Here is a 25250-nt window from a genome sequence, read left to right as displayed (position 1 = left end):
GAGTGATGAAGAAATAATAAACTTGAAGTTTACTTTTACTAAACCGGCACTGCCATTTATTATACATACAGATAAAGGAAAGTCAACAGATTTTACAGGAAAATTACAAAATAAAAAAAGAGGTTTATTTTGATTGATTTGAGGCAGGACAGGAGATATAATAAACGCAGACGAAAGGAAGAAACTTTCATGTCTGACGATATCCAGAAAGAAGCAGGAAGGACACGACTATGAGTAAAGGAAAATATGTAGCGTATGTATCCGCTTATACCTCTGGCAACCAGAGTAGCTGCGGAATTCGAATTTATGATGTGGATATGAACCATGGAAGGTTTACAGAAAAGGACAGAGTAGAGATCACCAATTCTTCTTATGTGACGATTTCCCATAACCAGAAGTATCTTTATTCCATTACCGACTTTGGGGTAGAGGCTTACCGGATCCTGAAGGATGGTACGCTTGAAGCAATCAACCGGGCATCCATCAATGGAATGAGAGGATGCTATCTTTCTACTGATTATGATGATAAGTTTTTATTTGTTGCAGGCTATCATGATGCCAAGCTGACGGCACTCCGTGTTAATTCTGATGGTTCTGTCGGTGAGATCACAGATGAGATCTTTCACAGAGGACTTGGCAGCATTGCAGAGCGGAATTTCAGGCCGCATATCAGCTGTGTGAAGATGACAAGGGATAACAGATATCTGTGTGCTGCAGATCTGGGAATGGATCATATTGTTGTTTATGAACTGGATCATGAGAGCGGCAGGCTCCAGCAGGTTGATATTATCAGAAGTGAGCAGGAATCGGCACCACGGCATCTGAAGTTTTCCAAGGATGGCAGATATATGTATGTGGTACATGAGCTAAAGAATTATATAGATGTATATCATTATTACATAGATGAACATCATGATTCACCGGAATTTGAGAAGATACAGACCATTTCCACACTGAATGACTATCATGCAGGCGGATCCGCAGCCAGTGCACTGAACATATCTGATGATTTCCAGTATCTGGTAAGCTCCAATGCCGGTGATAACAGCGTAGTGGTTTATAGGATCGACCAGAGAAATGGTATGCTTGAGAAGCTGTTCTGTCTACCGATCAGTGGAGATTATCCGAAGGATGCGACACTGTTCCCTGACAATAAGCACCTTGTTTCACTGAACCATGAATCCAATACCATGACATTTTTTACTGTGGATTTGAAAAAAAATATTATTGTGATGAACGGGAAGGAAATTGATGTTGACCAGCCGAACTGTGTAATCTTCCATAAGCTCACATCAGAAGAACCGTAAGGAAAGACAGGAGATCTGCCAGAAGGCTTCTGGCAGATTAAGACTGATAGAAATCTACCAGATAGTCAAGCCTTGCTGTCATGTTTTTCATGCAGGCATCCAGGATGGTAAGGGCAGTCATACACTCCACCACCACAACTGCTCTTGGAACAACAACGGGGTCATGGCGGCCTCTGATCTCAAGCTCTGTATTTTCGAGGGTATTTGTTACCGTATGCTGTTTCTGGAAGATGGAAGGTGTTGGCTTGAAGTGTGCCCGGAGAATAATCTCTGAGCCGTCACTGATGCCGCCAAGGATACCTCCTGCATGATTTGTCTTCTTTTTGATCTGACCATGATCTGCATAGAAAGCATCATTATTTTCAGACCCCTTTCTGGAAGCAGCCGCAATTCCGTCACCAATCTCTACTGCCTTCACAGCACCAATAGACATCACAGCCATGGAAAGCATGGCATCGAGCTTCTCAAATACCGGATCACCAATCCCGGCAGGAACACCACTTACCACACATTCTACTACGCCGCCGGCAGAATCGTGTTCTTTCATGCACTGTGCAAGGAAAGCGCTGGCTCTTGCATCTGCCTCTCTGTCAGGCATACAGGTTGAAGTTTCGGAGATTGCTGACGGATCAAAATGATCGTCGGAAATGGAAACAGGACCGATGGATTTTGTATAGGCTGTCAGATGTATTCCCATGGAAGAGAGAATTTTGCTTGCAATAGCACCGGCAGCTACCCGTGCTGCGGTTTCTCTGGCTGAGGATCTTCCGCCCCCTCTGTAATCCCGAAATCCAAATTTGGAATCAAAGCAGAAATCAGCATGACCTGGTCTGTAGGTAACTGCGATCTCACCATAATCTGAGGAACGCTGGGAAGTATTGGGGATCATCATGGCAATAGGTGTACCGGTAGTTTTTCCCTCGAAGACACCGGAGAGGATCTCGACCTGATCATTTTCCTTTCTGGGTGTGGAGATCTTCGTCTGACCGGGCTTCCGCCTGTCAAGAAAAACCTGGATATCATGCTCGGAAAGTGAAAGACCTGCGGGACAGCCGTCTACGATGACACCGAGAGCTTTGCCGTGGGATTCTCCAAATGTTGTGATTTTAAAAAGCGTTCCAAATGATGAGCCTGCCATGGATGTATCCTTTCCCTGATTTATAATCTGAAGTATTCTGTTAATTTCTATTAACATAATGCAGTATGATATTGATTATATCGAAAACTTATGTTTCTGGCAATAAAATTTATAACAGGTGCAACTTATTTCATGAAACCCCTGTACAAATGTTATAGTTGTGTATTATGATAAAAGTGTGTGTAAAAGCATGGAATTACGAAAAATGATACATGGTGGACAAATGAAAAGGTCGTTAAAAGAACGGGTTTTAGATTATTTCATTTATATGGGCAGAAAAAGCAGGCTGCTGAAAATACCGGCTATCATCGGACTTGCTGTAAGTATCTGGTTCTTCAGGGTTGTTGAATATTTTAAGGGTGGCACCAAACGTTTTACCTGCGTGATGTTTATCCTGCTTTGTTTCATGGCGGGAAACAGCTTTGCCTATCCGGTATTCCAGAAGGACAGTGGCTTTGTGGATGGAGAAAAGGGGCAGGTAGAGGCTGTGTCGGAGGATGATTCCATATCCTTTGCAGATCAGGATGAGGGAAAGGATCCTTTTGCGGAAGAAGAGCAGAAAGAAATCCTGGACAGTCATGGTACCTCCGCAGAATATCAGTATTCCCTGTCAGAGATCCTGGATGAAGACAAGCTGTCTGAAATGCAGATCAGTAACGAAAATACAGACAGTGCTGCAGAAGAGGTGAAAGGATTTTCAACAGATGACTGGAAGCTGATCCTGATCAACAAGCAGCATCCGCTTCCAGATGATTATGAACTGACTCTTGGCAATATCATGACGATCAAGGGAACGATGAAGTGCGATGAAAGGATTATAGAGGAGCTGCTTGTCATGATGCGGAATGCTGAGAATGAGGGTGTGACGCTTGCTATCTGTTCGCCTTACAGGGATCTGAATTACCAGGAGGGACTGTTCAACAGAAAAATAGAAAATTATATGAAAAAAGGAATGACTTATATGGAAGCCTATATACTGGCTTCCCAGGCGGTAACAGTACCGGGAGCCAGTGAACATCAGGCAGGACTTGCCTTTGACATTATTTCCAATGATTATGTAACTCTGGATGAAGGTTTTGCAGAGACAAAAGCTGGACAGTGGCTTTCGGAGAACAGCTGTAAGTATGGCTTTATCCTCCGCTATCCCAAGGGAAAAGAAGATATTACCGGGATTGAATTTGAACCATGGCATTTCAGATATGTTGGCAGGGAAGCTGCAGAAATCATAAATAAAGAAGGGATTACCCTGGAGGAATTCTGGGATAAATATTTATAGGTGCTGTTATGTATAAAGTATTGAAGCAGGAAGGCAGAGCTAAAAGAGGAGAACTGACCACTGTACACGGAGTGGTACAGACACCGGTTTTTATGAATGTCGGAACGGTAGCGGCGATCAAAGGAGCCGTATCTACGGAGGATCTTGAGGGAATCGGGACACAGATAGAACTGTCAAATACCTATCATCTCCATGTCAGACCGGGAGATGAGATCGTAAAGAAGATGGGAGGACTGCACAAGTTCATGTCCTGGAACAAACCGATTCTGACAGATTCCGGCGGATTTCAGGTGTTTTCCCTGGCAAGCATGCGGAAGATCAGGGAAGAAGGCGTTACCTTCCGTTCCCATATCGACGGACATAAGATTTTTATGGGACCGGAGGAAAGTATGCGGATCCAGTCCAATCTGGCATCTACCATTGCCATGGCATTTGATGAATGTCCTTCTGCACTGGCAGAGAAAACCTATGTGCAGAATTCTGTGGACAGAACCTACAGATGGCTGGTACGATGCAGGCAGGAGATGACAAGACTCAATTCTCTTGAAGATACCATCAACAGGAACCAGATGCTTTTTGGTATTAATCAGGGAGCTATATTCGCAGATATCCGGAGGGAACACGCAAAGCGCATTTCTGAGCTTGAGCTTGATGGCTATGCCATAGGAGGTCTTGCTGTCGGGGAGAGCCATGAAGAAATGTATCATATTATAGAAGAAACTATTCCGTATCTGCCGGTAGATAAGCCGACTTATCTGATGGGAGTAGGCACACCGGCCAATATACTGGAGGGTGTGGAAAGAGGGATCGATTTCTTTGACTGTGTATATCCTTCAAGAAATGGACGGCATGGACATCTGTATACCAATCAGGGAAAGATTAATCTGTTTAATGCTAAGTATGAGCTGGATGAGAGACCGATCGAGGAAGGCTGCCAGTGTCCCGCCTGCAGACGGTATTCCAGAGGCTACATCAGACATCTGCTGAAAGCAAAAGAAATGCTTGGTATGAGGCTCTGTGTGCTTCACAACCTTTATTTCTATAATACGATGATGACGGAGATCAGGGATGCACTGGATGCCGGCAGGTTTGCAGCCTATAAGAAGAGAAAACTGGAAGGAATGGCACAGGAGCCTGATCAGAAGGAAAAATAAAAAGGTCTTGTTTTTAAGCTGGGGATTGTGTATTATATTTTTTAAGGCATGAAATTTGCGGTCATTTGCCTGAACAGGACCGCAGACCAATTTTTCAGGAGGAAATTTAATGGGCAATACATTACTGAGTAGTACCGATGCAGCTGGATCTGCAGCCGGGGGCGGTCTGATCATGATCGTTTACATCGTTTTAATCTTTGTGTTTATTTATTTCTTTATGATCCGTCCACAGAAGAAGGAGCAGAAGAAACAGGCAGCAATGCTGTCTCAGCTTGCAATAGGTGACTGTGTTCTGACAAACAGCGGTTTTTATGGAATTATCATTGACATTACAGATGACACTGTGATCGTTGAGTTCGGAAATAATAAGAACTGCCGCATTCCCATGCAGAAAGCTGCCATTGCACAAGTAGAAAAAGCAGACAATGAATAAAGCAGAACGTGATTGGAAATGAGGCGCTTATGGCGTCTCATTTTGTTTACAGGAATATAAAAAAGGAGACCGAAAACTATGAAACTGAATATTACCTGTATCCCGGGAGATGGAATCGGACCGGAGATCGTTGCAGAAGCGAAAAAGGTTTTGGATAAGGTGGCTGAGGTTTACGGACACGAGATCACTTATAAGGATATTCTGATGGGAGGCGCTTCCATTGATGTACATGGCGTACCGCTGACAGATGAAGCAATTGCGGATGCCAAGGCAGCAGACGCTGTCCTGATGGGTTCCATTGGTGGAAATACCAGTACATCACCCTGGTATCAGCTTCCTCCGGAGAAGAGACCGGAAGCTGGACTGTTAAAGATCAGAAAGGCACTTAATCTGTTTGCTAATTTAAGACCGGCAGTGCTGTATCAGGAGCTGTCTGATGCCTGTCCGCTGCGGAAGGATATCAGTGACCGGGGCTTTGATCTTCTGATCATGAGAGAACTGACAGGTGGTCTTTACTTTGGAGCAAGACATACCACAGAAGTGGACGGTGTGCGTACCGCAGTAGATACTCTGACTTATAATGAAAATGAGATCCGCAGAATCGCCATCAAGGCATTTGACATTGCAAGAAAGAGAAGAGGAATTGTGACCAGTGTGGATAAGGCCAATGTACTGGATTCTTCCAGACTCTGGAGAAAAGTGGTTGAGGAAGTGGCAAAGGACTATCCGGATATTACACTTTCCCACATGCTGGTAGACAACTGTGCCATGCAGCTTGTAAGGGATCCTTCCCAGTTTGATGTGATCCTGACAGAGAATATGTTTGGAGATATCCTTTCGGATGAAGCAAGTATGGTAACCGGCTCCATCGGCATGCTGGCAAGTGCATCCCTGAATGATTCCAAATTCGGTTTATATGAGCCAAGCCATGGCTCAGCACCGGATATTGCCGGTATGGATATTGCCAATCCAATCGCAACCATTCTTTCAGCGGCAATGATGCTCCGTTATTCCTTTGACCTTGACAAAGAAGCAGATGCGATCGAAATGGCTGTCAAAAGCATATTGAAGAAGGGCTACCGCACAGCTGACATCATGGCAGAAGGCTGTGAAAAGGTTGGCTGCAGCAGAATGGGTGATTTATTAGCTGATGAAATTTCACGTTAATACAGAACGCAAAAAGGATCCGGAGATCATCATATTTGCTTGTATTTTGGCAGGAATGGCCGTTTATTATGGCTGCAGGATGTTTACCCTGACTCCCTGGTATGATGAGCTGTATACTTACTATTATTTCATCAGCCGGGGACCTGTCTATGCGGCGATCCACTGGCCGGTGCCCAATAATCATGTGGGATATTCCGTACTGTCAGCTTTTCTTGATTTCTTCGGGAATCCTTATATAGGACTTAGAGGTGTCAGTTATCTGTGTGCCCTGATTAATATGGTGCTTCTGTTTTTATTAGGAAGACGTTATTTTAAGGAAGGGATCTCACTTGCTGTAGTTTCCGGGTACTGCCTTTTAAATCTGGTGAATCAGCTTTCTGTGCAGGGAAGAGGATATACGCTTTCTGTGACCTGTTTCCTGACAGCCGTCAGTATGCTGGATGTGATCTGCAGGGAAGAACGGGTACGAAAGAAGACATATGTATTTTTTGCGCTTTCCCTGGTGCTTGGACTCTATACTGTTCCAAGCGATGTTTACTGGGTGATTCCGGTGTGCCTTTCCGGTGGGATTTACCTGCTTTTGCAGGCATTTGCAGAGAAAAGAAGCCGGCAGGGAAAGCTGATAGAAGCATCTGCATTCCAAAAGCTGATCCGGCTGATCCTTGTATCTCTGCTGGCAGCGTTTATTACAATATGCCTGTATGGAATCATCTGGCTGGCAATCGGATCCAACCTCTTGATCAAGGAGGATCCGGCATTTCAGGGAACAGGACATGTGCAGATGATCTTAAGGCATCCATTTATCTGTGTCAGTACAGGGATCGATTATATGCTGGCAACGCCCTATATCCAGAGTGTGCCAAAGGAAGGCTTCCTTACAAAGCTTGTGACATGGCTTCAGAATCTTTTTATCCAGTATCTGGATGGAAGCTGGTGGCTGATCCCAATGATTGTTATTGGCGGCTTCCTTGCGCTGGGAATCCGGACAGTGATCGGAAGCAGAAAAAGGAGGCAGCTGTCAGAAGAGGACATGAAAGACCAGGAAAAGGAAGAATTTACAGGGCAGACCAAAGAGAAGATGGCAGGAATACTGCCACTTCTTACAGTGATCTGTACACTTGCAATTCCCTTGTTTTTGCTCGTGCAGCATAAGCTCCCTTATTACCGGGTGTTTATGTATGGCGGTGCACTGACCGCCTTACTCCTTGGCTTTTTTCTTGACTGGATCTTACCTGATGACAGGAAGAAGACCGGATATGCAGCGTTTCTGACCGTGGCAGCCTTTGGCATATGGTGTTTTGCAACCAGAGGCTATCAGAATCAGTACAGTGACAGGGAACACAGCATGCAGGAGGTATTGGCAAAAGGCAATATCGAAGAAGCACAGAATGTCTGTGTCACGGACTGCACACAGCAGTATCTGATTCGGTTCCTGTATGGGATCACCTGTGAAAATCAGCAGATAGAGGGTTCTGACTTCCTGCTTCTTGACAGGAGGATGGCAGATCCGGACTTTACAGAAATGGAATGGGAGTTTTATCATTATTACAACACGATCCCCTGGGATTATGTAAATACAGAAATGGAAAAGAAATATGAAAACCAGAACTTTATTTTATATACTGGCATAAGGGAGGAAACAAAATGAGAAGTGATAACGTAAAAAAAGGAATGCAGCAGGCTCCTCACAGAAGTTTGTTCAATGCACTTGGCTTTACCGAAGAGGAAATGCAAAAGCCCATGATCGGTATTGTAAGCTCCTACAATGAGATCGTTCCGGGACATATGAACCTTGACAAGATCGTAAATGCTGTCAAGCTTGGCGTGGCAGAAGCAGGTGGTGTACCGGTTGTATTTCCGGCCATTGCTGTCTGTGATGGAATCGCCATGGGACATGTAGGTATGAAGTACTCTCTGGTAACCAGAGACCTGATCGCTGATTCTACAGAGTGTATGGCACTTGCACATCAGTTTGATGCCCTTGTTATGGTGCCAAACTGTGATAAGAATGTACCAGGACTTCTGATGGCTGCTGCCAGGATCAATATTCCGACCGTATTTGTATCCGGAGGTCCCATGCTGGCAGGTCACGTAAGAGGACAGAAGAGAAGTCTTTCATCTATGTTTGAAGCGGTAGGTGCCAATGCAGCTGGAACCATGACAGAAGAAGATGTCCGTGAATTTGAGGAAAAGGTATGTCCTACCTGCGGCTCCTGCTCCGGTATGTACACAGCCAATTCCATGAACTGCCTGACAGAAGCCCTTGGAATGGGGCTTAAGGGAAACGGAACCATCCCTGCAGTATATTCAGAGAGAATCAAGCTGGCAAAGCATGCCGGTATGGCTGTTATGGAAATGCTAAAGAGAGATATCAGGCCAAGAGATATCATGACAAAGGATGCCATCTTAAATGCACTGACCGTAGATATGGCACTTGGATGCTCAACCAATTCCATGCTGCATCTGCCTGCTATTGCCCATGAGGTTGGTTTTGACTTTGATATTGCCTTTGCCAATGAGATCAGTGAGAAAACACCGAACCTCTGTCATCTGGCACCTGCAGGACCGACCTATATGGAAGATCTGAACGAGGCCGGCGGCGTTTCTGCTGTTATGAAGGAGCTTGCAGATCTTGGTCTGCTTCATACAGACTGTATCACTGTAACCGGCAAGACTGTAGCAGAGAATATTAAGGATGCTGTCAATAAGAACCCAGAAGTAATCAGACCGGTAGATAATCCATATTCCAAAACCGGCGGACTTGCCGTATTAAAGGGAAATCTGGCACCGGACGGCAGTGTTGTCAAGAGATCTGCTGTTGTAGAGGAAATGATGGTTCACGAAGGACCTGCCAGAGTATTTGAATGTGAGGAAGATGCGATTGCAGCCATCAAGGGTGGCAGGATCGCAGCGGGAGATGTGGTTGTGATCCGTTATGAAGGTCCCAAGGGCGGTCCTGGTATGAGGGAAATGTTGAATCCCACCTCAGCCATTGCCGGTATGGGACTTGGCTCATCTGTAGCCCTGATCACAGACGGACGTTTTTCAGGAGCATCCAGAGGAGCGTCTATCGGACATGTTTCTCCTGAAGCTGCTGTCGGTGGCCCTATCGCACTGGTAGAAGAAGGCGATATCATCAGCATTGACATTCCGGCACTGAAGCTGGAAGTTAAGGTTTCTGATGAAGAACTGGCAAGAAGAAAGGCAGACTGGAAGGAAAGAGAGCCCAGGGTAACAACCGGATATCTGGCAAGATACAGAGAAATGGTAACAAGTGGAAACAGAGGGGCTATTCTGGAAACTCCCAGAAAATAATAATGAGCATGGAGGCAAAAGAACTATGAAATTAACAGGAGCGGAGATCGTAGTTGCCTGCCTGAAGGAGCAGGAAGTAGATACTGTTTTCGGTTATCCGGGCGGTACGATCCTGAATGTATATGATGCTTTGTATAAACACAGTGATGAGATCAGACATATTCTGACCTCCCATGAACAGGGCGCAGCCCATGCGGCAGACGGGTATGCCAGGGCTACCGGTAAGGTCGGTGTCTGCCTGGCAACCAGCGGACCTGGTGCAACCAATCTTGTAACCGGTATTGCAACGGCCTACATGGATTCTGTACCTATGGTAGCAATCACCTGTAATGTAAATCTTCCGCTCCTTGGAAAGGATTCCTTCCAGGAGGTAGATATTGCAGGTGTAACCATGCCGATCACAAAGCATGGGTATATTGTAAAGGATGTCAGTATTCTGGCAGATACGATCAGAAAGGCCTTTGCGATTGCAAGAAGTGGCCGGCCTGGACCGGTTCTTGTGGATATCACCAAGGATGTGACAGCGGCACAGTTTGAATATCAGGAGAAAAAGCCGGAAGCACTGCCTGTAAAGAAAAAATATGAGGAAGAAGATATAGAGAAGGCAGTAGCTCTGATGAAGGAAGCAAAAAAGCCATATATCTATGTAGGTGGCGGTGCTGTTATTTCTGGAGCCTACCAGGAAGTGCGGAAGCTGTCCGGGCTGCTGGATGCACCGGTATGTGATACCCTTATGGCGAAGGGTGTTATGGATGGACACAGTGACTATTATACCGGCATGATTGGTATGCATGGAACGAAGACCTCTAATTTCGGAGTAAGTGAATGTGACCTTCTGGTTGCCCTTGGTGCCAGATTCTCAGACAGAGTTGTAGGAAATGCTTCTGCCTTTGCAAAAAATGCGAAGGTATTACATATTGATATTGATGCGGCTGAGATCAATAAGAACATACACAGTGATGCGTTTGTAGTCGGGGACCTGAAGGAAGTGTTAACAAAGATCAATGAAAAACTGCCAGAGCAGGAACATCCGGAATGGATCGCTCATATAAAGGAATTAAAAGAGAAATATCCTCTTTCCTATGATCACAGTGTATTATCCTGCCCTTATATCATGGAGGAAATTGATAAGGCAACAGAAGGAAAAGCCATCATTACCACGGATGTCGGGCAGCATCAGATGTGGGCTGCCCAGTATTACAAATATTCAGAGCCTAGAACCTTCTTATCTTCCGGCGGTCTTGGAACCATGGGGTATGGACTTGGAGCCTGCATCGGAGCCAAGTGCGGCAGACCGGAAAAAATCTGCATCAATATCGGTGGAGATGGATGCTTCCGTATGAATATGAATGAGCTTGCCACCGCAAGCCGCTATCAGATCCCGATCATCCAGGTGGTGATCAACAACCATGTGCTTGGTATGGTAAGACAATGGCAGACTCTGTTCTATGAAAAAAGATATTCACAGACGGTTCTGGATGACGGCGTGGATTTCTGTATGGTTGCAAAGGGGCTTGGCTGCGAAGCTTTCCGTGTGACCACGAAGGAGGAATTTGATGAGGCGATCAGAAAGGCTATTGAGCTGAAAAAGCCGGTAGTGCTTGACTGCATGATCGGGGAGGATGACAAGGTATTCCCGATGGTTCCGGCAGGGGCACCTATCAGCGAAGCCTTTGACGCTTCTGATATGGAAGCATAATGAAAAATTCTGCATTAGTAAAAGGCTGCGTGATCGGATTTTCCATTGTGGCAGCGTCAGTGATAGGGTTTTATCTCTGGCTGTCTCATTATTATAAAGACGGCTTCAGTTATGGAACGTGGATTAACGGTGTTTACTGCACCGGCAAGAGCATTAATGAAATCAATGAGGAACTGCTTTCCGGCAGAGAACATGGAGGGCTTACTGTTCTGAAAAAGGATGGGGAGTCCTTCAGGATAAAGGCACAGGATATTTCGCTTACAGTTTCCTATACAGAGCCTCTCAGACTGTATCTGGACAGACAGAACCCCTATCTCTGGATCGACAATCTGATCGGTTCCGGTGGAAAAAAGGAACTGAAGCCACAGGTGGAGTATGATGCGGATATATTGGAGCAGATCCTGATGGATGCCGGAATTCCCAATGCTCCGTTAAAGACAGACGGCAAAGTCATGATCAGGAAAACAAAAGAAGGTTATGTTCTTGTGAATGAAAGAGAAGGACTTCTGAATGGGAAGAAGGCATGCCTGCTGATAGAGGATGCACTGGAAAACGGCGATATGGAGGTGGATCTGGAGGAAAATGAGTGCTATGAGGATCTGCCATTGACAGAGGAAATGGAGGAGAGTATTACTCTGTTTCAGAAAATATCTGATTTTCAGGACTGCAGGATCATTTACCAGATGGGAGATGATCAGGTGCCGGTAGATGCTTCCAGAGCCTGTGACTTTATAAAGCTGGATGAAAGCGGGAATTTTGTTCTGGATGAACAGGGAAAGCTCTGTGCTGATGAAGAAAAGGTATTTGCTTTTGTAGACTGGCTTGCTGATACCTATGATACAGTAGGAGCAGAGCGTACCTTTCATGCTACAAGGGGAGATATCGTGAAGGTGGAAGGTGGGATCTATGGAAACCTGATCGACAGGGAAGCAGAGAAGGAGTATCTGCTTGACGCTTTTCTTCAGAAGAAGGCAGAAATACATACGCCGGTCTATTCCCAGATGGCCAGAAGGCAGGGACTGGATGATATCGGGGACACCTACATTGAAGTGGATATGACAGAACAGAAGCTGTACTATTACGAAGAGGGAAAGCTCCTGATCGATACTCCGGTGGTAACAGGAAATACATCTCTTCGGAGGGGAACTCCATGTGGAACCAATTATGTCTATGCCAAGCAGAAAAACAGGACTCTCCGGGGAGCTGATTATGAAAGTTTTGTCAGATACTGGATCCCGGTAAAGGGAGCGATCGGCATCCATGATGCGTCCTGGCGATCGGAATATGGAGGAGAAATCTACAAAAGGTCCGGTTCGCACGGCTGTATCAATACACCTCTCGATGAAGTGGCAAAGCTTTATGATCTGGTAGAGATAGGTACACCGTGTGTAATGTTTTACTAAAGCAGTTGACTAAAGTGTTAAATCGGTTTACAATAAGTGAAATATTTTATAATATTTTAAGATTTTCATATATGAGGGGATAACCCGTGACAGGAGGAAGAAAAAGTGGCCAGAGTGTATAACTTTTCAGCAGGTCCGGCAGTTTTACCTGAAGAAGTATTAAAAGAAGCTGCAGATGAAATGTTAGATTACAGAGGAACCGGTATGTCCGTGATGGAGATGAGTCACAGATCGAAGGCCTTTGAAACTATCATTAACGAAGCCGAGGCTGATCTGAGAGAGCTGATGAATATCCCTGATAATTATAAGGTGTTGTTTTTACAGGGAGGAGCAAGCCAGCAGTTCGCAATGATCCCTATGAATCTGATGAAGAACAGAAAGGCTGCTTATATTGTTACCGGTCAGTGGGCTAAAAAGGCATTTCAGGAGGCAAAGATCTATGGTGATGCCGTAGAGGTTGCATCTTCTGCAGATAAGACCTTTTCTTATATTCCGGATTGTTCTGATCTCCCGATTCCGGAGGATGCAGATTATGTTTATATCTGTGAAAATAATACCATTTATGGAACCAAATATAAAACACTTCCAAATACCAAGGGACATATTCTTGTTTCTGATGTATCATCATGCTTCTTATCAGAGCCCGTTGATGTAACAAAGTATGGTATAATCTATGGCGGTGTACAAAAGAACGTGGGACCTGCCGGTGTTGTTATTGTTATCATCAGGGAAGATCTGATCACAGAGGATGTTCTTCCCGGAACGCCTACCATGCTGAGATATAAGATTCATGCTGATGCAGGATCTCTTTATAATACACCTCCGGCTTATGGCATTTATATTTGCGGCAAGGTATTCAAGTGGCTGAAAAAACAGGGTGGTCTTGCAGCAATGAAGGAGCGCAATGAAAAGAAAGCAAAGATTCTGTATGATTTCCTGGATGAGAGCAAACTCTTTAAGGGAACAGTAAGAAAAGAAGACCGTTCCCTGATGAATGTACCTTTCGTAACAGGCGATGTTGATCTGGATGCCAAATTTGTTAAGGAAGCCAAGGAAGCTGGATTTGAAAACCTGAAAGGTCACAGAACAGTAGGCGGCATGCGTGCCAGCATTTACAATGCGATGCCGATCGAGGGCGTTGAAAAGCTTGTGGAATTCATGCGTGAATTTGAAAAAAATAACGGAAAAGAGGACTAGATCAGGATGTTTCAGTATTATTGTTTAAATCCCATTTCAAAGGTAGGCCTTGAGAAATTCTCAGATAGCTATACAAAGACAGAGACTGCAGAAGAGGCGGAAGGAATCCTTGTAAGAAGTGCTGCCATGCATGATATGGAGTTCTCGGATAAGCTGCTTTGTGTAGCAAGAGCAGGGGCCGGTGTCAATAATATTCCTCTTGACCGCTGTGCAGAAAAGGGGATTGTAGTATTCAATACTCCTGGCGCCAATGCCAATGGTGTGAAGGAACTGGTATTTGCAGGTATGCTGCTGGCATCAAGAGATATCATCGGCGGTATTAACTGGGTGATCTCTGATAAGGGTGATGAGAATATTGCCAAGGCTGCCGAGAAGGAAAAGAAGAAATTTGCCGGTACAGAGATTGAGGGCAAGAAGCTTGGTATCATCGGACTTGGTGCGATCGGTGTCAAAGTCGCAAACGCAGCAAAGCATCTTGGTATGGAAGTTTATGGATATGATCCTTATGTTTCCGTGGATGCAGCATGGAACTTAAGCCGTGATGTAAAGCATGTGCTGAATGTAGAGGATATTTATGAGAACTGCGATATCATCACCATTCATGTACCGCTTCTTGATTCCACCAAGGGCATGATCAATAAGGAAGCCATTTCCAAAATGAAGGATGGTGTGATCCTGCTGAACTTCGCAAGAGATCTTCTTGCAGATGAAAAAGATGTATTGGAAGGAATTAAAGCAGGAAAGATCAGAAAGTATGTATCTGATTTCCCAAATCCGACTACGGCAGGCCAGGAAGGCTGCATTGTCATTCCTCATCTTGGTGCTTCCACAGAAGAGTCAGAAGATAACTGTGCGAAGATGGCTGTGAAGGAAATGATGAACTATCTGGAGAATGGTAACATTGTAAACAGTGTGAATTATCCTTCTCTTGACATGGGTGTCTGCACACAGGCAGGCCGAGTGGCAATCTTCCATAAAAATATTGCCAATATGATCACAAAGTTTGCAGCATGCTTTGGTGATGAGGGAATCAATATCACAGATATGATGAACAAATCCAGAGGAGAGGTTGCTTATACCATGTTTGATCTGGAGAGTCCTGCAGAGCAGAAGATCATTGACAAGCTGCAGAGCATTGATGGTGTGTTCAGAGTCAGAGTAGTGAAATAAACAAAAATAAAACTGTTGTCATTTCGCTTGATGAAATGTTCCAACAGTTTTATTTTTGCTGTTAGTTATGTTTCTGACGGTATGACTCTTTGTCCGTAAAAGAAACTACTGCGAGGTTCAGATAGTCGGGAAGTCGATGGGGATGTTTCCTTTCTTTTCCTTCCCGGCCTTGCGGGCAAGGACTTCACTGGAGAGATCCATGTATCTGACAAAGATGTCTTCCAGGGCAACACCACGCTTTAAGGCAAGCTTACGCATAATGGGTTTTAATTTATCAAGCCGTTCTGACATTTTCATATCTTCCGGCTTCACATCTCCGATGACTTTTTCGGAGTAAGCAGTGATCTTCTGCATCAGTTCCTTATCGTCTCCGGTCAGAAAATCGAAGTCCTCAGGGGTGATTGGATCATACATAATTTCACTTCCTTTTTTATATATAGTAGGTAACAGATCCTGTATATTGTACCACTTGACCCTTGTACTGTACACCCATTTTTGATACACTGTAAGAACAGGTTGGATGGAAAATTCCGGAATGGAAAACAGGGGGATTATAATGGACAATAAATTATATAAGCTGATGAACTGGCCAAGAGTAGAAGGAATCATTTATTCAGAGGAGAACAGTCCGTTTGAGATACTGGGACCGCATCCGGCAGGACGGAATACACTGGTTCAGACCTTCTGGCCGGATGCCAAAGAAGTTTTTCTTGTTTCAGGGACGAAAAAGAAGCAAATGGAAATGGCTGATGAGGCCGGCTTCTTTGCCTGCCTGGTCAGCGGAAGGGACATGGCAGACTATCGGTATGAAGTGCACTATGATGATGAAAGAGGTATAAAGTCTGTGAAGGATGCTTACCGTTATCATCATGGATTGACAAAGCAGCAGATCGATAAGCTGAATGCAGGAATTCTGTATGATTCCTATGAGTTTCTTGGCGCACACCCCATGGAGATCGACGGGTGCCATGGTACTTTTTTTGCAGTTTATGCACCAAATGCCATCCGTGTCAGTGTAGTAGGTGATTTTAACTATTGGGATGGACGGATACACCAGATGCAGCTTTGCCGGGAAAGTGGTGTATATGAACTGTTTATCCCGGATGTAAAAGCAGGGGACTGCTATAAATACGAGATCAAATCTAAAGGAAATACAGTCGTTCTGAAGGCAGATCCCTATGCCTTCGGACAGCAGCTCCGTCCGGATACAGCTTCCATTGTCAGGAATATTTCTTATGAATGGTCGGACGAGGCATGGATGAAGGAGAGAAAGAAGCTTCAGCAGAAGGACGCTCCGGTCAGTGTGTACGAGCTTTATCTTGGAAGCTTCAAAAGAGGGGAAGATGGAGAGTACCTGAATTACCGGGCACTGGCACCCCTTGTTGCCTCCTATGCAAAGGATATGGGATATACCCACGTGGAACTAATGCCGGTAATGGAACATCCGCTGGATGCTTCCTGGGGATATCAGGTGATCGGATATTATGCACCTACGGCAAGATATGGCACAGCCGCAGATTTTAAATATTTTGTAGATATGCTTCATAAAGAAGGGATCGGGGTGATCCTTGACTGGGTTCCGGCACACTTTCCAAGAGATACTTATGGGCTTGGCAGATTTGATGGCACCTGTATTTATGAGCATGAGGATCCAAGAAAAGGGGCACATCCACATTGGGGTACACTGCTTTATAACTACGCCCGTCCGCAGGTATCCAATTATCTGATCTCCAACGCATTGTACTGGGTGAAGGAATATCATGCAGATGGGATCCGGATGGATGCCGTTGCCTCCATGCTGTATCTGGATTATGGCAAGAAGGAAGGAGAATGGATTCCCAATATTTATGGTGGCAATGAAAATCTGGATGCGGTGGAATTTTTAAAGCATCTGAATTCTATTATGAAAAAGAAAAATCCTGACGTGTATCTGATTGCAGAGGAATCTACAGCATGGCCGAAGGTGACCGGTGAGGTAGAGGAAGATGGACTTGGATTTTCCATGAAATGGAATATGGGATTCATGAATGATTATCTTTCCTATATCAGCTATGATCCATATTTCCGTGCCCATCATCATAATGAACTGACTTTCAGCATGGTGTATCAGTACAGCGAGAATTTTATGAGTGTATTTTCCCATGATGAAGTGGTGCATGGTAAATCTACCATGATTGGTAAGATGCCGGGAAATAAAGAAGATAAATTTGCCAATCTGAGGCTTACCTATGCCTATATGATGACACATCCCGGAAAGAAGCTCCTGTTTATGGGACAGGATATTGCCGAATATAAGGAATTTGATGAAACAAGGCAGACGGAATGGGGGCTTTTGCAGTACCCTGAGCATAAGGGAATTTCAAAACTGGTGAAGGATCTGAATTTCCTGTACAAAAACAAGCCTGCCTTGTATAAGAAGGATACGGATCCTGATGGATTTGAGTGGATCAACTGTATTTCCAGTGATAAATGTATGCTTTCTTTTGTGAGAAAAGCAGATAAACTGCAGGATATGATACTGGTAGTGGCAAATTTTGCAGGGATTGAACAGGAATTTACTGTGGGTGTACCTGCAGCTGGAAAATATAAGGAACTATTTACGACAGATGATAAAATATATGGCGGAAACAGTAGCCGGGTTACCAGAGCACAGGCAACGACAGAAGAGGAGGCGGACGGAAGGGAAAATTCCATTCATGTGGTGGTGCCATCACTTTCTCTTGTGATGTATTCCTATGCGCCTTATACGCAGAAGGAACTGGCAGAGATCGAGAGAAAGAAAGAAGCGGCGATGGCGAGAAGAAAAGCGAAAGAAGCCATGAAGGAGGCTGAGGAAGCTAGAAAAGAGGCTGATCTTGCAAGAAAAGAGGCAGGATTGGCACAGAAGAAGGCAGAAGCCGCAGAAGAAAGAGCTAAAGCTGCCATGGAAAGAGCAAAGGCTGCAGATAAGGAAGCACAGGAGAAGGAAAAGGCATAAATGGACGGAATTCAACAGATCGAACAGATCGAACAGCTTGATATTGAAAACGTGGATCCCGGAGTGATCGAAAAATTCCTGCAGGAGCTGCCTGAAAAGGCATTTCATCTGGGACTTCGGATCGTACTTGCCATTCTTGCGCTGCTGATCGGCATGCAGCTGATCAGACTTGTCCGCAGTGTTATGAAACGGGGACTCAGACGAGGGAAGGTAGAAGAAAATGCAATTCACTTTATTGATTCCTTTGTGAAATATGCACTGTGCTTTGTGCTGATCATTTTTATAGCTTCCTGGATGGGGGTTGATGCGACCAGCATTGTGGCGATCCTTGGTTCTGCCAGTGTGGCTATTGGTCTTGCCCTGCAGGGGAGTCTGAGCAATATGGCAGGAGGGATCCTGCTGCTCTGCCTGAAGCCCTTTGTTGTTGGTGACTATATCATGGATGCACAGGGGATGGAAGGCACCGTGACTGCCATTGATGTTTTTTATACCCGCCTGCATACCTTTGATGATAAGGTGATTGTACTTCCGAATGGTACTCTGGCAAACGGAAGTATCATCAACTATACCAAAAGTGAGAAGAGACGGGTGGATATTCCTGTGGGGATTGCATATGAAGAGGATATCAGGAAAGCCCGTGAAGTATTGATGACCATGATCAAAGGGGATGAAGATGTGCTGAAAAAGGAGACAATGCGGGTAGTTGTGGACAGTCTTGCTGACAGCAGTGTTAATCTTGTGATCCACTGCTGGTGTAAGTCTGAGGATTACTGGCCGGTTAAGTGGAGGCTGACAGAAAATGCCAAGTATGCGCTGGATGATGCAGGTATTACCATACCCTTTCCACAGCTTGATATTCATACAAAATAACTCTTGCCAAAATAAAGGCTTGCCGTTATAATAGTTTTGTTGTGTTGACAGGCTGGAATGGCGCAGTTGGTAGCGCAACTGATTCGTAATCAGTAGGTCGAGGGTTCGAGTCCCTTTTCCAGCTTAAGAGGTCGGAAGTTATCCGGCCTCTTTTTTCTTATAAAGATGCTCCAGAAACTGAATAAACTGATACAGTCCCATGGCAATGACACAGAGGATTAGGATAGAAGTGATGACCATATTCAGCTGAAATACCTGAGTTCCATAGATGATCAGATATCCGAGACCCTGCCTGGCAGCCAGAAATTCCCCTATGATCACACCTACGAGAGAGAGGCCTACATTGACCTTCATATTGCTTAAAATAGCCGGTACAGAGGAGGGAAGCACCACCTTTAAAAGAGCGGTAAAACGGGTACCCCCAAGAGTTTCTATGAGCTTCAGCTTTTCAGGGTCTGTATTCCGGAAAGCAGTATACAGACTGATTATGGATCCGAAGAGAGCAACAGAGATCCCGGCAACGATGATAGTCGTCATACCACTGCCAAGCCATACGATCAGGAGAGGCGCCAGAGCGGATTTTGGCAGGCTGTTCAGGATGACAAGATAGGGTTCGGCAACTTCAGAAAGGGTTTTAAAGTACCACAGAAGAGTGGCGCTGATCAGTCCAAGGAGAGTTACGAGCAGAAAGCTGATCAGTGTTTCAAACAGGGTGATCCCTGTATTTGAAAAAAAGGAACCGTTTTTTACCATAGCTGCAATGCAGGACAGGATCAGGGAGGGACTTGAAAAAAAGAAAGGATCAATCAGATGGGATCGGGAAGCAAATTCCCAGGCGGTAAGAAAAAGACACAGGATAAGAAAGCGGGAAAAGGTAACCATATGATGGTGATACCTGTGTTTTCTTAAAAAATCAATCTGGTTCTGACTGATCCCGGTTTTAATTTGTTTTTTGATATTCATCAGCGATCTCCTTCCAGAGAATTGAAAAATAGGAACTGAATTCCGGTGCATTCCGTGCTGCAAGTGGTGTCTGGTCTTTGAGTGTCAGGTGAATGGGGAGATCTTTTTTGATCCTGGCCGGACGTTTTGAAAGAACGATAATGCGATCAGCAAGAGAGATGGCTTCTGAAAGGTCGTGTGTGATCAGGATCGCTGTGATCTTACTGCTTTTGATAATACGTCCGATATCGGCAGACACCATCAGACGCGTCTGGTAGTCAAGAGCACTGAAGGGTTCATCTAACAGCAGCAGCTTTGGGTGCATCAGCATGGTCCGGATCAGAGCCGCACGCTGTTTCATGCCACCGGAAAGCTCACAGGGTCTTTTATACTGAAATTTATCAAGACCATAATCCTTCAGGAGTCTGTCAGCCAGTGTTTGGTGCTCAGAAGAGAGGATATGGTTGATTTCCGGTCCTAAAAGTACATTCCTGCGGATGCTGCGCCATTCAAAAAGATGATCCTGCTGAAGCATATAGCCGATCCTGCTCTTGTCTTCTATATTGATTATAATTTCTCCTTCTTCCGGGTGGCTTAAGCCAGCAATCAGTGACAGGAGAGTAGATTTGCCACAACCGCTTGGTCCGACAATGGACAGAAATTCTCCGGCCTGTACCTGAAAGGAGAGATTGGATAAAGCCAGGGTTTCACCACTGAGATTATGATAGGAATAACTGACATTACGACAGTCTAAAATTGGCTGATTCATACAGATTCCCTCCATGATTATAGTAATAGTTTATGAAAGATAAGGCTATTGGTGAAAGCAACGGGGATAAAATGATTGAAAATAAATATAAAATATGATAGTATCAAATTCAGATTTAATAAAATGGATATATTTATGAATAAGTGAAAATACGACCATTACAAGGAGGCTTTTATGGCACAGTTATGGGGTGGACGTTTTACCAAGCAGACGGATCAGATGGTATATGATTTCAATGCTTCCATCCGCTTTGACAAACGCCTTTTACAGCAGGATATCGAAGGCAGCATTGCCCATGTGGTCATGCTTGAAAAGCAGGGGATTCTGACCTGCGAGGAAAAGGATGCGATTGTAAAAGGACTGACAGAGATCAGGGAAGAGGTGGAGGCAGGCAGACTTGACATATCCACACAGTATGAAGACGTGCACAGCTTTGTGGAGGCAACGCTGATCGACAGAATCGGAGACGCCGGCAAGAAAATGCACACCGGAAGAAGCAGAAATGATCAGGTGGCTCTTGACATGAAGCTTTATGTAAGAGGAGAGGTGCTTGCAATCCAGGAAGAACTGAAGGAGCTGCTTACGACACTGCTTCATCTTATGGAGGATAATCTGGAAACCTATATGCCGGGATTTACCCATCTGCAGAAGGCACAGCCGACTACTCTTGCCCACCATATGGGAGCTTATTTTGAAATGTTCAAACGGGATGCCCAGAGACTTCAGGATATTTACAGAAGAATGAATTACTGTCCCCTTGGAGCAGGTGCATTTGCCGGAACTACTTATCCACTGGACCGTACCTATACAGCATCCCTTCTTGGATTTGAGGGTCCAACGCTGAACAGCATGGATTCTGTATCAGACAGAGATTATGTGATCGAATTTTTAAGTGCGCTTTCTACGATCATGATGCATCTTAGCCGTTTCTCGGAGGAGATCATTATCTGGAATTCCAATGAGTATCGCTTTGTGGAGGTAGATGATGCATTCTCTACCGGAAGCAGTATCATGCCGCAGAAAAAGAATCCGGATATAGCAGAGCTTGTCAGAGGAAAGACAGGACGTGTTTATGGGGCACTTGTCAGCATCCTGACAACGATGAAGGGACTTCCGCTTGCCTATAATAAAGATATGCAGGAAGATAAGGAAGTCACCTTCGATGCGATCGATACAGTTAAGGACTGTCTGCGTTTATTTGATGGTATGCTTTCTACCATGAAGTTTAATCATGAAATTATGGAAAAGAGCGCCATGAAGGGGTTTACCAATGCGACAGACGCGGCAGACTATCTGGTCGGTAAAGGCGTTCCCTTCCGGGATGCCCATGGTATCATCGGACAGCTTGTGCTGCACTGCCTGGATAAGGGCTGTGCGATCGATGAACTGTCTATAGAGGAGCTTCAGAAGATCAGTCCGGTGTTTGAGGCGGATGTGTATGATGCCATCAGCTTAAAGACCTGTGTGGAAAAGAGGCTTACCACAGGAGGACCGGGAAGACAGGCCATGCTTGATGCGATTGAAATGCAGAAAGCATATCTTAATACACTATGAGGAGAGGAAGGAATTTATCATGAGTGACAAGTTAAAAGTAGGTATTTTAGGCGGAACAGGAATGGTAGGCCAGAGATTTATTTCTCTGCTTGAGAATCATCCCTGGTTTGAAGTGACAACCATTGCAGCAAGTGAAAGGTCAGCTGGCAAAACCTATGAGGAGGCAGTTGGGGACAGATGGAAAATGACAACCCCGATGCCGGAAGCGGTCAAGAAGATCGTGGTCATGAACGTCAATGAAGTAGAGAAGGTTGCTTCATCTGTAGATTTTGTGTTCAGCGCAGTGGATATGACCAAGGAAGAGATCAAAAAGATCGAAGAAGAATATGCTAAAACAGAGACACCTGTTGTTTCCAATAATTCAGCCCACCGCTGGACACCGGATGTTCCCATGGTAGTGCCGGAGATCAATCCGGAGCATTTCAAGGTGATCGAGTTTCAGAAGAAGAGATTGGGAACCAAGAGGGGATTTGTTGCCGTAAAGCCTAACTGCTCTATCCAGAGCTATGCACCGGTTCTTACTGCATGGAAGGAATTTGAGCCTTATGAAGTAGTAGCAACAACCTATCAGGCAATCTCAGGAGCAGGAAAGACATTTAAGGACTGGCCGGAGATGGTAGGAAATATCATTCCTTACATTGGCGGTGAAGAAGAAAAGAGCGAAAAGGAGCCTTTACGAATCTGGGGAGAGATCAAAGATGGTGTGATCGAACCGGCTAAGAGCCCTGTTATTACCTGCCAGTGTATCCGTGTTCCTGTATTGAATGGACATACAGCGGCTGTATTTGTAAAATTCAAGAAAAAACCGACTAAGGAACAGCTGGTCGAGAAGCTGAGAAACTTCAGTGGACTTCCTCAGGAGCTGAAGCTTCCGAGTGCACCGGAACACTTTATCCAGTATCTGGAAGAGGACAACAGACCGCAGGTAAGCCTCGATGTTGATTATGAAAACGGTATGGGTATCAGTGTTGGACGTATCAGGGAAGACAGTGTTTACGACTGGAAGTTTGTAGGACTTTCCCACAATACAGTCAGAGGTGCAGCAGGCGGTGCTGTTCTCTGCGCAGAGCTGTTAAAGGCACAGGGGTATATCACAAAGAAATAGAGATTAATGTTTATGAGGGGTTAAAAGGGAACTGGCATTCATGGAAGAGTTACGTTATCAGGTGGATTTACTGAACGCCTTGAATCAGAAGCTTGAAAAAGAAGAAAAAATGCTGAAACTGATCTGTGAGACATCGACCAGTGCTTTTGTATATGTCAATTTTGAAGATCATTATGTGAAGACAGTAGCCAACTGGGACTATCTTTTTAAAGGTGTGGAGATCAGGGAGATCAAGGATATCAGCAAGATTTACGGGGAAGTAGAAGAAAAATATGTTCTTCCGCTTAAGGAGCTTCTCTTCCTCGAAAAATCTGGAATACAGTCTGACAGTGCGATCGTAAGACTGAAGGACGGAAAAACCTGGGTTGAGTGTGAGGTTTCCGTGATCTATGATCAGATGAATGTACCTACGGATAAGGTCATCCGTTTTAAAAATGTTTCCAAGATACAGAATCAGAACGATGAACTGACCTATATGGCATATTACGATGTTCTGACAGGACTGTACAACAGAAACTATTTTGTACGTCTTCTTGCCGATTTTGTAAGAAAAGCAGAAGACGAACAGAACATTGTTGCTGTCATGTTTGTAGATATTGATGATTTCAGAAAGATCAATGACGGTCTTGGCATTGTAGTTGGCGATGAAGTAGTACAGCAGTTTGGACAGTATCTGTCAGAATTTAACAGTGAGAATGTAGTTGTATCCCACTTTAATGCAGATATCTATTGTATTGCTATTTACAATCCATATGGAAACCGCAGTGTTGATTATATTTACGGGGCAATCGCTGAACGTGTAAAATCACCGTGGATCCTCAGTACTGGACAGGAGATCAGCATCAGTGTATCCATTGGTGTAGCAGAGTATCCGGAAGCGGCCAAATCTACCCTTGAACTGATCAACTGTGCAGAGATCGTCATGTTTAAGGCCAAAGAATCAGGAAAAACGTCTATTCAGTATTTTGATGCCCTGATCCTGAATGATTTCCTTCAGAATGTTGCTATTGAAAATAAGCTGAAGGATGCTGTATTTAACCAGAACTTTACGCTGAATTTCCAACCTCAGTATCATATTAAGGACAGAAAGCTGCGTGGAATGGAAGCGCTGATCCGCTGGAAGGACTCTGATGGAAAGATGATCAGTCCAGCGGTGTTTATTCCGATTGCCGAAAAGAACGGTGCCATTGTTCCAATCGGTACCTGGGTCGTAGAAGAGAGTATCCGCTGCTTTGCAGACTGGAAAAAGAAATATACAGGACATTTTGTCCTGTCGTTGAATATCTCTGCGATCCAGTATAAGAAGACGGATTTTGTAGATATCGTGATGCAGATCATCCGTAAATATGATGTAGATCCACACGAGATCGAACTTGAGATCACAGAAAGCGTACTGATTGATAATTTTACAGAAATGACAGAGAAGCTCTGCGTTCTGCGTGAATATGGCTTCCGTATTTCCCTGGATGACTTTGGAACAGGATATTCTTCCTTATCCTACTTGAAAGGTCTTCCGATCGATACTTTGAAAATTGATAAAAGCTTTGTGGATGCAATGCTTGTAGATGACAACGCAAGGATTATTACAGAATCTATTGTATATATGGTCAGGAAGCTGGGGTTTGAGACAATAGCAGAGGGTGTTGAGACTAATGAACAGTTTGAATATCTGAAATCCATAGAATGTGACTGTATTCAAGGATTCCTTCTTGGAAAACCGATACCGAAAGATGAGGTAGAAAAGCTTCTGCTCAGAAGCTGATTCAGAGGACGG

The 25250-nt window shown here is 44.7% G+C and carries 20 protein-coding genes and 1 tRNA gene; 17 read left to right on the top strand and 4 right to left on the bottom strand.

Annotated elements, in window-relative coordinates:
• Positions 1 to 230: 230 nt before the first annotated feature.
• Positions 231 to 1307, top strand: coding sequence for a lactonase family protein (locus OCV77_RS02890; RefSeq protein ID WP_262573193.1), 1077 nt, complete (start codon positions 231 to 233; stop codon positions 1305 to 1307).
• A 37-nt stretch (positions 1308 to 1344) separates the two neighbouring features.
• Here OCV77_RS02890 and aroC read toward each other — a convergent pair whose 3' ends face one another.
• Positions 1345 to 2445 (bottom strand): chorismate synthase, encoded by a 1101-nt coding sequence (gene aroC, locus OCV77_RS02885; RefSeq protein WP_262573192.1) that lies wholly within the window; start codon positions 2443 to 2445, stop codon positions 1345 to 1347.
• Between the two features lie 223 nt (positions 2446 to 2668).
• Between aroC and OCV77_RS02880 the strand changes: the two genes are divergently transcribed.
• The 10 genes from OCV77_RS02880 (at position 2669) to OCV77_RS02835 (ending at position 15259) form a co-directional block, all read left to right on the top strand.
• Entirely contained in the window at positions 2669 to 3721 is a 1053-nt protein-coding gene (locus OCV77_RS02880) for a M15 family metallopeptidase (RefSeq protein ID WP_262573190.1), read from the top strand.
• An 8-nt stretch (positions 3722 to 3729) separates the two neighbouring features.
• Entirely contained in the window at positions 3730 to 4875 is a 1146-nt protein-coding gene (gene tgt / locus OCV77_RS02875; protein ID WP_262573188.1) for a tRNA guanosine(34) transglycosylase Tgt, read from the top strand.
• Between the two features lie 109 nt (positions 4876 to 4984).
• Positions 4985 to 5308 (top strand): preprotein translocase subunit YajC, encoded by a 324-nt coding sequence (gene yajC, locus OCV77_RS02870; protein WP_118796911.1) that lies wholly within the window; start codon positions 4985 to 4987, stop codon positions 5306 to 5308.
• 78 nt (positions 5309 to 5386) lie between these two features.
• Positions 5387 to 6475 carry a 3-isopropylmalate dehydrogenase gene (gene leuB, locus OCV77_RS02865; RefSeq protein ID WP_262573186.1) on the top strand — a complete coding sequence of 363 codons (1089 nt, stop codon included), beginning with the start codon at positions 5387 to 5389 and terminating at the stop codon, positions 6473 to 6475.
• Positions 6459 to 8123 (top strand): glycosyltransferase family 39 protein, encoded by a 1665-nt coding sequence (locus OCV77_RS02860; RefSeq protein WP_262573184.1) that lies wholly within the window; start codon positions 6459 to 6461, stop codon positions 8121 to 8123. Before leuB ends, OCV77_RS02860 begins: the two co-directional genes overlap by 17 nt.
• A complete protein-coding gene (gene ilvD, locus OCV77_RS02855) occupies positions 8120 to 9790 on the top strand; it encodes a dihydroxy-acid dehydratase (protein WP_118796914.1) in 1671 nt (556 codons plus the stop codon). Before OCV77_RS02860 ends, ilvD begins: the two co-directional genes overlap by 4 nt.
• Positions 9791 to 9815: 25 nt before the next feature.
• On the top strand, positions 9816 to 11489 hold the full coding sequence (gene ilvB / locus OCV77_RS02850; RefSeq protein WP_262573182.1) for a biosynthetic-type acetolactate synthase large subunit: 1674 nt from the start codon (positions 9816 to 9818) through the stop codon (positions 11487 to 11489).
• A complete protein-coding gene (locus OCV77_RS02845; RefSeq protein WP_262573180.1) occupies positions 11489 to 12892 on the top strand; it encodes a L,D-transpeptidase family protein in 1404 nt (467 codons plus the stop codon). Before ilvB ends, OCV77_RS02845 begins: the two co-directional genes overlap by 1 nt.
• A gap of 105 nt (positions 12893 to 12997) precedes the next feature.
• A complete protein-coding gene (gene serC / locus OCV77_RS02840; protein ID WP_262573177.1) occupies positions 12998 to 14089 on the top strand; it encodes a 3-phosphoserine/phosphohydroxythreonine transaminase in 1092 nt (363 codons plus the stop codon).
• A 6-nt stretch (positions 14090 to 14095) separates the two neighbouring features.
• The gene (locus OCV77_RS02835; RefSeq protein WP_118796918.1) at positions 14096 to 15259 is read left to right on the top strand and encodes a phosphoglycerate dehydrogenase; all 1164 of its coding nucleotides are present in this window, start codon (positions 14096 to 14098) and stop codon (positions 15257 to 15259) included.
• A 117-nt stretch (positions 15260 to 15376) separates the two neighbouring features.
• Here the strand turns inward: OCV77_RS02835 and OCV77_RS02830 are convergent, their stop codons facing one another.
• Positions 15377 to 15673 carry a hypothetical protein gene (locus tag OCV77_RS02830; RefSeq protein ID WP_118796919.1) on the bottom strand — a complete coding sequence of 99 codons (297 nt, stop codon included), beginning with the start codon at positions 15671 to 15673 and terminating at the stop codon, positions 15377 to 15379.
• A 142-nt stretch (positions 15674 to 15815) separates the two neighbouring features.
• On the opposite strand from OCV77_RS02830, the gene glgB reads away from it, so the two are divergent.
• The 3 genes from glgB to OCV77_RS02815 all read left to right on the top strand — a co-directional run bounded on the left by glgB (position 15816) and on the right by OCV77_RS02815 (position 19230).
• Positions 15816 to 18236 carry a 1,4-alpha-glucan branching protein GlgB gene (gene glgB / locus OCV77_RS02825; RefSeq protein ID WP_262573174.1) on the top strand — a complete coding sequence of 807 codons (2421 nt, stop codon included), beginning with the start codon at positions 15816 to 15818 and terminating at the stop codon, positions 18234 to 18236.
• Positions 18237 to 19106, top strand: coding sequence for a mechanosensitive ion channel family protein (locus tag OCV77_RS02820; RefSeq protein ID WP_262573173.1), 870 nt, complete (start codon positions 18237 to 18239; stop codon positions 19104 to 19106).
• A 51-nt stretch (positions 19107 to 19157) separates the two neighbouring features.
• Positions 19158 to 19230 (top strand) — tRNA-Thr (locus OCV77_RS02815).
• A gap of 14 nt (positions 19231 to 19244) precedes the next feature.
• On the opposite strand, the gene OCV77_RS02810 is transcribed toward OCV77_RS02815, so the two are convergent.
• Both OCV77_RS02810 and OCV77_RS02805 read right to left on the bottom strand, forming a co-directional pair.
• On the bottom strand, positions 19245 to 20069 hold the full coding sequence (locus OCV77_RS02810; RefSeq protein WP_262573171.1) for an ABC transporter permease: 825 nt from the start codon (positions 20067 to 20069) through the stop codon (positions 19245 to 19247).
• Positions 20047 to 20817: an ABC transporter ATP-binding protein gene (locus OCV77_RS02805; RefSeq protein WP_118796921.1), complete on the bottom strand. Its 771-nt coding sequence runs from the start codon at positions 20815 to 20817 to the stop codon at positions 20047 to 20049. The genes OCV77_RS02810 and OCV77_RS02805 overlap by 23 nt, the downstream gene beginning before the upstream one ends.
• 174 nt (positions 20818 to 20991) lie before the next feature.
• On the opposite strand from OCV77_RS02805, the gene argH reads away from it, so the two are divergent.
• Genes argH through OCV77_RS02790 form a run of 3 tightly spaced genes read left to right on the top strand, consistent with a single transcriptional unit; the run spans position 20992 to position 25238 of the window.
• Positions 20992 to 22371: an argininosuccinate lyase gene (gene argH, locus OCV77_RS02800; protein WP_262573169.1), complete on the top strand. Its 1380-nt coding sequence runs from the start codon at positions 20992 to 20994 to the stop codon at positions 22369 to 22371.
• A 19-nt stretch (positions 22372 to 22390) separates the two neighbouring features.
• Complete coding sequence (asd, locus tag OCV77_RS02795) at positions 22391 to 23476, top strand: aspartate-semialdehyde dehydrogenase (protein WP_262573167.1); 1086 nt, start codon at positions 22391 to 22393, stop codon at positions 23474 to 23476.
• 40 nt (positions 23477 to 23516) lie between these two features.
• Positions 23517 to 25238 (top strand): putative bifunctional diguanylate cyclase/phosphodiesterase, encoded by a 1722-nt coding sequence (locus tag OCV77_RS02790; protein ID WP_262573166.1) that lies wholly within the window; start codon positions 23517 to 23519, stop codon positions 25236 to 25238.
• Positions 25239 to 25250: the final 12 nt, after the last annotated feature.

The organism is Suilimivivens aceti (genome assembly GCF_025567405.1).
Taxonomy (GTDB): domain Bacteria; phylum Bacillota; class Clostridia; order Lachnospirales; family Lachnospiraceae; genus Suilimivivens; species Suilimivivens aceti.
This window is presented reverse-complemented; position numbering and strand designations above follow the sequence as displayed.